Here is a 9,677-nt window from a genome sequence, read left to right as displayed (position 1 = left end):
GGCTGTCCCCGCTCGGCTGGCTGTCGCAGGTGCGCCCCTTCGCGGGCGAACGCTGGTGGGTCCTGGCCCTGTTCGTGGCCGCGGTGGCGGGCCAGGGCGCGCTGGCCTACGTCCTGGCGGGCCGCAGGGACGTCGGCATGAGCTTCGTGCCGACCCGCCCGGGGCCCGCCTCCGGCCGCCTGGGCACGGCGGCCGCGCTCGCCTGGCGGCTCCAGCGGGGCGGTGTGCTCGGCTGGTCGACCGGCTTCTTCCTCGCCGGGGTGGTCTACGGCGGTCTGACGGACGGCGTGGCCGACCTGGTCGGTGACAACGAGCAGGCCCGTGAGATCTTCGAGCGGATGGGCGGACAGTCCGGGATCACGGACGCGTTCCTCGCCTCGATGACCGGGATGCTGGGGCTGGTCGCCGCGCTCTACATCGTCGCCTCGGTCCTACGGCTGCACGGCGAGGAGACCTCCGGGCGGGCGGAACCGGTGCTGGCGAACGCGGTGGGCCGGCTGCGCTGGGCCGGCGGCCATCTGGCGGTGGCCTTCGGCGGTTCGGCACTGATCATGCTGCTCGCGGGCCTGGGCTTCGCGGTCGGCTACGGCAAGGAGGCGGGCCCGATCCTGGGGGCGTGCCTGGTGCAGGTGGCGGGCGTGTGGGTGATCGGCGGACTGACGGTCCTGCTGTACGGCGTGGCCCCCCGGGTCGCTCCCCTGGCCTGGGGAGTCGCCGGGGCGGTCCTGCTGATCGGCTGGGTCGGCCCGGCGCTGGACGCCCCGCGCGCGGTGCTCGACCTCTCCCCCTTCGGACATCTGCCGAAGCTGCCGGGCGGGGCGATGGAGTGGGGTCCGGTGCTGGTACTGCTCGCGCTGGCGGCGGCGCTGGTGGCGGCCGGCCTCGCGGGCCTGCGCCACCGGGACCTGACGACCTGAACCACGGGCCACGAAACGCACGTCCCTCCCCTCATGAAACGGCGTATCGACCGAGTGACCTGCGGCGGCTGTGCGCTGTCGGCGACGGGGGCGACAGCGGCCCCCCTGCTGTGGCTGTCCCTGCCCCGCACGGAACGCCACCTGGGCGCCGCCTTCGAGAACGAGGGCATGAACCTCACGGTCCTGCTGACGGAGCTGCCCCTGGTGATCCTGGCGGGGGCCTTCCTGCCGGTCCTGATCCTCACCCTGATCGTCCGGGTCTTCCGGAGCTAGTCGACGTACTGCTTGAGCTTCTCGGTGTCGAGTTCGATGCCGAGGGGGTCGGGGAGCAGGAGCTGCACACCGAAAGGCACAGTGCGGCTGTCGCGGTATCCGACACCGGGATCCGGGTCGCTGTACAGCTTTACCGTGCAGGCATCGCGGTCGATCAACAGGTACAGCGGGATGCCTGCGGCGCCGTACGCGACCGGTTTCTCTCGCCTGTTGCGCTGGTCGGTGTCGGAGTCGTACGAGGTGACCTCGACGACCATGAGCACACCACTCGGATCGGCCCACTCACCATGCCCCGCGAAGTGTTCCTCGGGCACCAGGACGGCGTCGGGCCGTGCTCTGCCATCCCGGTACTTCTCCACTCGCAGCCCTCGCCCCTGATAGAGGTCGAGATCGGGTCGGACCTGCATACAGCGCTTGCTCAGCCACACGACAATCGTGTCGTGGTCCCCGTCGGCCACCTTCTTGACCCCGATCCGTCCGTTGAGGAACTCGAACCTGACGGCGTCCTCGGTCTCCTTGGCCGCGAAGGCGGCGATCTTCTCGAACTCCTCCACGGACATCTGGGACGACTGCACTGCGCGCTCTGCCATGACGGTCATGGTGCACCCCCTCTCAGCCACCCGGTGATCAGCCGAACGGGTGATCACCTCACCTCGACGGCCAGTCCCTCCAGCCCGCGGATCACGAAGTTCGGTTTGCGGGTCGGCTCTGTCGACAGGGTCAGGGTCGGGGCTTTCTCGAGGAGGGCTGTCATGGAGGCGGTCAGTTCGATGCGGGCCAGGGGGGCGCCGATGCAGTAGTGGATGCCGGCGCTGAAGGAGATATGGGGGTTGTCGGCGCGGGTGAGGTCCAGGCGTTCGGGGTTCTCGAAGACCTCGGGGTCGTGGTTGGCGGAGCCGAAGAGCATGGCGATCTCGGCGCCCCTCGGGACGGTCGTGCCGTCGATCTCGATCTCGTCCAGGACCCAGCGCTCGAAGAGCTGGAGCGGGGTGTCGTAGCGCATCAGCTCCTCGACGGCCCGGGGCACCAGGGAGTGGTCCGCGCGCAGGGCCGCGAGCTGCTCGGGGTTGCGGAACAGCGCCGCCCAGCCGTTGACCGTGGCATTCACGGTGGCCTCGTGGCCCGCGTTGAGCAGCAGGACACAGGTGGAGATCATCTCCTGCTCGGTGAGCCGGTCCCCCTCGTCGTACGCGGCGATCAGCCCCGAGATCAGATCGTCCCCGGGATCGCCCCGCCGCTCGGCGATCAGCTCCAGCAGATACTCGGAGAACTCGACGGAGGCCCGCACCGCACGCGCCGCGGTGTCCTCGGACGGGTTGAGCTCGTACATCCCGCAGATGTCCGCCGACCAGGGCCGCAGCGGCGCCCGGTCCGACTCCGGGATCCCCAGCATCTCCGCGATCACGGCGACCGGCAGCGGCTCGGCGACATCCGCGAGCAGATCCCCGCCCCCCGCCTCGACCAGCCGGTCCACCAGCTCCCCGGCCAGCTTGGTCACATACGGCTTCAGCCGCTCGACCGTACGCGGGGTGAACGCCTTCGACACCAGGCGCCGGATCCGGGTGTGGTCCGGCGGCTCCAGATCGAGCATCCCGTGGTCGTTGAGGGTGTGGAACGGCTCGTGCTCCGCCGGCGGTGCCGTACGCCCGAACTCCTCGTGCGTGAACCGGTGCTGGTAGGTCCGCCCGAGCCTGCGGTCCCTCAGCAGTGCGGAGACGTCCGCGTGGTGCGGGACGAGCCACTGGTTCGTCGGCTCGAAGTACTGCACACGGCCCTTGGCACGCAGTTCGGCGTAGGCGGGGTAGGGGTCGGCGAGAAACGCCGGGTCCCAGGGATCGAAGGCTGCCATGCCGGGACGCTAGCCCGGAAACCCCACCTCTGACCAGGGGTGACGGTCTCGCGCCTCACCGAGGGCCGGCCTGCCCCTCCCCCTACCCCGGTGTCACCAGCCGCGCCTCGTACGCGAACACCGCCGCCTGCGTACGGTCCCTCAGCCCCAGCTTCACCAGGATCCGGCTCACATGGGTCTTGATCGTCGACTCGGCCACCACCAGGCGCCCGGCGATCTCCAGATTCGACAGACCCTGCGCGATGAGGACCAGCACCTCCGTCTCACGGTCGGTCAGGTCGCCGTAGGCCGTCCGAGCCGACGCCAGGACCCGCGGCGCCTCGGACAGCTTGGAGAACTCCGTGATCAGACGCCTGGTGACCGAGGGCGCCAGCAGGGCCTCGCCGGAGGCCACCACCCGCACCCCGTCCGCGAGTTGGCGGGCCGAGGCGTCCTTGAGGAGGAAGCCCGAGGCGCCCGCGCGCAGCGCCTGGTAGACGTACTCGTCGAGGTCGAAGGTCGTCAGGACCAGCACCTTCGACGTGCCGTTCGCCGCGACGATCTCCCGGGTCGCTTCGATGCCGTTCAGCTCCGGCATCCGTATGTCCATCAGGACCACGTCGGGGGCGAGCTCCCGGACCCGCTCCACCGCTTCCCGGCCGTTGACCGCCTCGCCGACGACCTCGATGTCCGGCATCGCGTTCAGCAGCACCGAGAAGCCCTCGCGGACCATCATCTGGTCGTCCGCGACCAGGACCCGGATCGTCATGCCGCTCCCTCGCCCCCGAGCGGCACCGGCAGGAACACCGTCACCTCGTAGCCTCCCTCGGCCGTGGCCTCCGCCGTCATCTCGCCGTTCAGCATGGAGACCCGCTCCCGCATGCCCGTGATGCCGTGACCCGCCCCCGGGGAGGGCTTCACCAGCGCCGGGTGGGGCAGCGGGCCGTTGACCACCCGCAGGCCCAGGCCGCCCAGCACATACCCGATCTCGACCCGCGCGCCCGCCCCGGGGGCGTGCCGCAGGGTGTTGCTCAGGGCCTCCTGGACGATCCGGTACGCCGACAGCTCGACGCCCTGCGGGAGCTCGCGCACCGCGCCGGTGACCGTCTTCTCGACGCTCAGCCCCGCCTCCCGCACGTTGTCGAGCAGGGCGTCGAGGTCGGCGAGGGTGGGCTGCGGGGCGTCCGGAGCCTCGTAGTCCTCGGCGCGGACCACTCCGAGGACCCGGCGCAGCTCGGTGAGGGCCGCCACCGCGTTCTCCCGGATGGTCGCGAAGGCCTTCTCCAGCTCGGGCGGCGGGTTCTCCACCCGGTAGGGGGCCGCCTCCGCCTGGATGGCGACGACCGACATGTGGTGGGCGACCACGTCGTGGAGCTCGCGGGCGATGGTCGTGCGCTCCTCCAGGAGGGTGCGGCGGGAGCGCTCGTGCGCGGTCACCGTCTGCTGGGCGGTCACCGTCTGCCGGGCGTCCTTGCGTATGTGCCAGACGCTCACGACGAGCAGGACCAGGGCGGAGACGAACAGCATCTCGACGGTGTTGGAGCGGTAGTAGTGGCTGCCGCCGAGGGCGCCCTGCCATACCAGACCGTAGACCCCGGTCAGCAGCCACATCCAGGCCGCCGTACGCGGCCTGGTGCGCATCGCCACCACGGTGAGCACGACGAGGTGGCAGGCGAAGCTGCCCGGCAGCCAGGGCCAGTCCTGTTCCCAGGAGTTGACGAAGGTGATCGGATAGGTGATCACGGTCGCGGCCAACGACAGCCAGAAGGCCATGATCGGCCTGACCATGGTCAGCAGGATCGGGACGAGGGCGCACAGCCCGACGAAGAGGTTGGCGGTCGCGCCGCGGCCGCTGTTGTCAGAGGCGATGAGCATGGCGAGCAGGCCGGCCGCGGTGATCAGCGCGTGGGGCGTCCAGATCGCGTACTCCCGCGGCCGGCCGGACAGCAGGCGGAAGGGCCCCTTGTCGACGCGCAGGGGAGGCAGCGGCCGGTAGGCGAGGGCGTCACTGATCAGGTCGTGCCGCAGGCCGCGCAGGGCGTCCACGGCGGCTCTGAACTCCGGGCTGCGGGGCTTGTACGCGTCGTACCCGCCGCTGCCCCGCTGCGGAGGTGTCATGTGCGTCTCGGTCGTATGGGTCACGGTCGAAACGGTAGGTGGGGCCGGGGGTCGCCGTCGTCACCAGTGAGAGGGGTCCTGGGGCATCCCTCTCAGGTACTACGGGTCCGGCCGGGACGACGTCAGTAGCCCGTCGGCCGCACCAGCCCCGACTCGTACGCGAACACCGCCGCCTGGGTGCGGTCCCTGAGGCCCAGCTTCACCAGGATGCGGCCCACGTGGGTCTTCACGGTCTGCTCGGCCACCACGAGCCGCTCGGCGATCTCGGCGTTCGACAGCCCCTGCGCGATCAGGGCGAGGACCTCCGTCTCCCGCTCGGTCAGCTCGCCGATCCGCCTCTTGAGCGGGGCGCGGGGCCGGTCGTCGAGACGGGAGAACTCGGCGATCAGGCGCCGGGTGATACCGGGCGCGAGGAGCGCGTCGCCGGCCGCCACCACCCGCACGGCCTCGGCGAGCTGCTCCGCGGAGGCGTCCTTCAGCAGGAACCCGGAGGCGCCGGCCCGCAGCGCCTCGTAGACGTACTCGTCGAGGTCGAAGGTGGTCAGCACCAGGACCCTGATCTCCGGGCGCTCGCCGGTGATGCGGCGGGTGGCCTCGATACCGCCCAGCTCGGGCATGCGGATGTCCATCAGGACCACGTCCGGGACGAGTTCGGCGACCTGGGCGACGGCGTCCAGGCCGTCGACGGCCTGCCCGACGACCTCGATGCCGGGCTGGGCTCCCAGCAGCACGCTGAAGCCCTGCCGGACCATCTGCTGGTCGTCGGCGATCAGTACGCGGATGCTGCCGCTCGCGCCGTTCATGCCGCTCGTGCCGCTCGTCATGCGGTGTCGTCCTTCGGGTCGTCGGCCGGACTGGGGATGGGGGGTCTGCCGGTGGTGGTCGAGGGCTCGGGGAGCGCGTCCTCGTCGGTCGGGGACGCCGGGAGGTAGGCGTACACCTTGTAGCCGCCCTCCTGCTGAGGACCCGCCAGCAGGACGCCGTTGAGCATCGCCGCCCGCTCCCGCATGCCGAGCAGTCCGTGCCCGGCGCCCTCGGAGGGGGGTCCCGGTCTCGTCGGACGGGTGTTGGCGACCTCCACGACCACGCCGATCGGCACGTACTCGATGTGGACGTGGGCCCGCGCGCCCGGCGCGTGCCGCAGGACGTTGCTGAGCGCCTCCTGCACTATCCGGTACGCCGACAGCTCCACGCCCGACGGCAACGACCACCGCTCGCCACTGAACCGGAGCCCCACCGTGAGGCCCGCCGCCCGGGTGTTCTCCACGAGCGCCTCGATCCGGTCCAGGGTGGGCTGCGGGGCGTGCGGCGCGGTGCCGGTGTCGGGGTCGGCGGACTGCCCCGGCGGTCCGGGGTGCTCGGCCCGCAGCACGCCGAGGACCCGGCGGAGCTCGGTCAGCGCCTCCAGCGCGTTCTGCCGGATGCCGGCAAGATTGTCGCGGAGCTCCTCGGACGGGTTCTCGACGAGGTGCGGGGCGACCTGCGCCTGGATCGAGATGACGGACATGTGGTGGGCGACCACGTCGTGCAGTTCGCGGGCGATACGGCTGCGCTCCTCGAGAAGGGTGCGGCGGGCCCGCTCCTCCGCGGTGAGCGTGGTCTGCTCGACCAGTGCCCTGCTGGCCTCACGACGCCCCCGCAGGGCTGCGCCGAGCACCACCACGACGGTGAACAGGATCGCCGCGAGCACCCCGGTGGGCTGGAAGTCGGCCGCGCCCAGCACACCCTCGACCAGGTACGTGAGCAGCAGTGTCACCGCCAGCGCCTCGACGGCCACCCGGGTGGGCACCCGCAGGGCGAGCAGCAGCAGGACGGCCAGGTGTCCGATGAGTCCGCCGGCGGTCCAGGGCCAGGTGAAGCCGTGCGAGCCACCGGCCAGCAGCTGTCGGCGCACTTCGAGAGCGCCGACCAGCATGGCCGCGGTCGAGAGCCACCACGCCGGGACGGGCCGCCACAGCGCGAACACGACGGCCGCGCCCTCCGCGAGACCGATCGCGAAGGCGAGGCTGCCGCTCACCCCGCCGCCGTCCATCAGCGGCGCCACGACGCCGATCGTCACCCCGAAGGCCACCACCCACATCACGCCGTGCGGCAGCCAGCGCAGCCAGACGGACGGGGGCAGCGGATCGGGCCGCATCGTGCACAGGTCGTCGCGGAGCACCCGCAGCCGGCGCAGCAGTGGGCCCACGACCACCCGCCGGATCCCCGTTTCCGTCACGCCGACCACCCTAGGCACGACGCACCTCCTTCGCGGACGCCGGTTCGGTACGGCGGTGGACCTGGACCACCCGTGACGGCCGGCCCCCGGACCTGCGCGGCCCCTGCTCCAGCGACCGGAAGGCCGCCCAGCACACCGCCAGCGCCAGGGCGAACACCGGCAGCCAGGCCGTCCGGGCCGCCACCCACCCCAGGCCGTCGGGCACGGTGTGCAGACCGGGGAGCCGGCCCGCGGCGAGGCCGGTGGCCGTGGTGGCCATCAGCGCGGTCTGGTGCCAGAGGAAGATCGTCATCGCGGAGAGGTTGACCAGCGCCACCGCCGCCCAGGCCGCCGGGCGCCGCATGCCGCGGCGCAGTCGGTCGCGCAGCAGCAGGGCGCCACCGCACTGGGCCAGGCCGAAGGTGACGGCGGCGAGCGTCGGCGGGTTCAGGTTGGACACGTGGGCCCCCGGCACGCCGACCATCGACGCCGGATATCCCGCCCACCCGACCAGCACCGCGGTCGCCACGGCACCCCCGCCGAGCAGGAGCCACCCCGCGCGCCGCCCCTCCAGCTCGCCCCGCGTCCAGGCCGCGCCCAGGGAGTACGGCACGAGCCAGCCGGCCGCCAGGTCGACCCAGCCGAGCCGGTCCGGGCCGCCGAGCCCGAAGCGCACCAGGTCCACATGGAGGACGACGGCCAGCGGCCACAGCGGATGGAGCCGCAGCAGCAGCGGGGTCGCCGCCGTGAGAACACCGAAGACCAGGAGGAACCACAGCGGGGACAGGGCGAGCTTGACCAGCGTGCGGACCGTCTCGAACGGGGCGCCCGTCAGCAGCAGGGCCGCCGCCGCGACCGTCCACAGCGCGAGGACGGCGGCGACCGGCTTGAACAGCCGGGCCAGGCGGCTCTTCAGCCAGTGGGGGTACGTCGTCCCGCGGGCGCGGGCCGAGGTGTAGCCGCGTGTCGCCACATGGCCGCCGACCAGGAAGAACACGGCCAGCGTCTGGAAGACCCAGGAGATCGGGACCAGCCAGGGCATGCGCTGCAACGGGCTCGCGGTGTGCAGGGTGCCGCCGTCCGCGACCAGGGCCGTCACCAGCCAGTGGCCGAGGACCACCCCGAGGATCGCGAAGGCGCGCAGGGCGTCCACGGCGCGGTCCCGCTCGGGAGGTGTCACCGCGTCGATCCGCTCGGCGGCCTGGCGTATGCCGTCCCGTACGCCCCGGGGTCGGTGGGTGCGGTGCTCAGCCACGGGTCACCTCCGGGGTGTCCTGGAGGACGATCCGGGCGAGGTTGGTCAGGGAGACCGAACCCGGGGTGAAGTAGTCGCTGTGACCGCCCTCGCCCGCGGCGAAGACACGGGCGCCGAAGGCCGGGGAGACCGGGTCGGTGCCGAAGCCGACGGTGACGCCGAGGAGGTCGCTCCTCACGTGGGGGACCTCGCCGACCCAGTCGTCCTTGCCTCGGGCCGCCCAGACCCGTGCGGGGGTGTGCAGGGCGGCGACGGTGTCCGCGCCGGTGCCGGGGCTGCCGATGAGGGCCAGGTCGTCGATGTCCAGGTGGGCGGCGGCTCTGGCGCAGACGACGGAGCCGTAGGAATGGCAGACGAGGGAGACGGTGGCGCTGGGGCCGGCGATGCGGTGGAGTCGGCGTACGAACTCGCTCAGCCCGGGGGCCGCCTCGTCCGCCCGGCCCGTGGTCAGGACCGTGGTGCTGAGTGTGTCCGGGGTGCGGTAGCCGAGCCAGGCGACCACGGCGGTGCGGGTGCGGTGGGGAGCGGTCCTGTTCAGTTGCCTCTGGAGGGCTTCTGCGGTGGCCCGGAAGCGGGGGTAGGTGTCCAGGGAGGTGTCGGAGCCGGGGACCAGGACCGCCACATGGTCGGCGTGGGCGAGGTCGCCGAGGACTTCCGTCGCCTTTCCGGTGCCCCGGCCGTCGAAGGCGAGGAGGTGACGGGTGGGGTCGGCCAACTTCCGGTCCGCCTCGGCGCGGTGGGTGTCGCCGTGGGCCGCGGCCATGTGGGCGGCCGCCTCGGCGTTGGCGCGGTTGGCCGCGTAGGCGGTGCCGAGGGTGGCTGCGGTGAGCTTCGGGAGCGTGGCCGGGGGTGGGGCGGGGATCTCCGGGCGGGCGGCGGCGGAGAGCGGGGCGACCACGGCGGTGACGACGAGGGTCGCGAGGAGGGCCCGCCGCGATCTGTGGGTGCGGCGGGTCGGGGCGGTGCCGTCGCGGTTGTGGTCGTCGGCTCCGTGAACGCCGGTCACGCGACGCGAACAGCCGTACCCGCTGCGCACACCGCGCAGGATCCACCCCATGGTCGTCTTCCCCTCCGCCCGGCCATCGGGCT

At 72.4% G+C, this 9,677-nt stretch carries 10 protein-coding genes; 2 read left to right on the top strand and 8 right to left on the bottom strand.

The window, feature by feature from the left end:
• The coding region (locus ACFULQ_RS39330; RefSeq protein ID WP_383553778.1) for an ABC transporter permease at positions 1-917 on the top strand (917 nt) is incomplete at its 5' end.
• A 33-nt stretch (positions 918-950) separates the two neighbouring features.
• Positions 951-1,190 carry a hypothetical protein gene (locus tag ACFULQ_RS39325; RefSeq protein WP_383553775.1) on the top strand — a complete coding sequence of 80 codons (240 nt, stop codon included), beginning with the start codon at positions 951-953 and terminating at the stop codon, positions 1,188-1,190.
• Here ACFULQ_RS39325 and ACFULQ_RS39320 read toward each other — a convergent pair.
• The 8 genes from ACFULQ_RS39320 to ACFULQ_RS39285 form a co-directional block, all read right to left on the bottom strand.
• Complete coding sequence (locus ACFULQ_RS39320; RefSeq protein ID WP_383553772.1) at positions 1,187-1,789, bottom strand: Uma2 family endonuclease; 603 nt, start codon at positions 1,787-1,789, stop codon at positions 1,187-1,189. The genes ACFULQ_RS39325 and ACFULQ_RS39320 overlap by 4 nt on opposite strands.
• 44 nt (positions 1,790-1,833) lie before the next feature.
• On the bottom strand, positions 1,834-3,039 hold the full coding sequence (locus ACFULQ_RS39315; protein WP_383553769.1) for a cytochrome P450: 1,206 nt from the start codon (positions 3,037-3,039) through the stop codon (positions 1,834-1,836).
• 82 nt (positions 3,040-3,121) lie between these two features.
• Positions 3,122-3,787, bottom strand: a complete 666-nt coding sequence (locus ACFULQ_RS39310) for a response regulator (RefSeq protein WP_383553767.1) — start codon at positions 3,785-3,787, stop codon at positions 3,122-3,124.
• The gene (locus tag ACFULQ_RS39305; protein ID WP_383553764.1) at positions 3,784-5,160 is read right to left on the bottom strand and encodes a histidine kinase; all 1,377 of its coding nucleotides are present in this window, start codon (positions 5,158-5,160) and stop codon (positions 3,784-3,786) included. The genes ACFULQ_RS39310 and ACFULQ_RS39305 overlap by 4 nt, the downstream gene beginning before the upstream one ends.
• 98 nt (positions 5,161-5,258) lie before the next feature.
• Entirely contained in the window at positions 5,259-5,960 is a 702-nt protein-coding gene (locus ACFULQ_RS39300; RefSeq protein WP_383553762.1) for a response regulator, read from the bottom strand.
• Positions 5,957-7,372: a sensor histidine kinase gene (locus ACFULQ_RS39295; protein WP_383553760.1), complete on the bottom strand. Its 1,416-nt coding sequence runs from the start codon at positions 7,370-7,372 to the stop codon at positions 5,957-5,959. Before ACFULQ_RS39295 ends, ACFULQ_RS39300 begins: the two co-directional genes overlap by 4 nt.
• On the bottom strand, positions 7,365-8,588 hold the full coding sequence (locus ACFULQ_RS39290) for an acyltransferase (RefSeq protein WP_383553757.1): 1,224 nt from the start codon (positions 8,586-8,588) through the stop codon (positions 7,365-7,367). Before ACFULQ_RS39290 ends, ACFULQ_RS39295 begins: the two co-directional genes overlap by 8 nt.
• A complete protein-coding gene (locus ACFULQ_RS39285; protein ID WP_383553755.1) occupies positions 8,581-9,645 on the bottom strand; it encodes an alpha/beta hydrolase in 1,065 nt (354 codons plus the stop codon). The genes ACFULQ_RS39290 and ACFULQ_RS39285 overlap by 8 nt, the downstream gene beginning before the upstream one ends.
• Between the last annotated feature and the right edge of the window lie 32 nt (positions 9,646-9,677).

This window comes from Streptomyces sp. NPDC057253, from assembly GCF_042669125.1.
Classification (GTDB): Bacteria; Actinomycetota; Actinomycetes; order Streptomycetales; family Streptomycetaceae; genus Streptomyces.
This window is presented reverse-complemented; position numbering and strand designations above follow the sequence as displayed.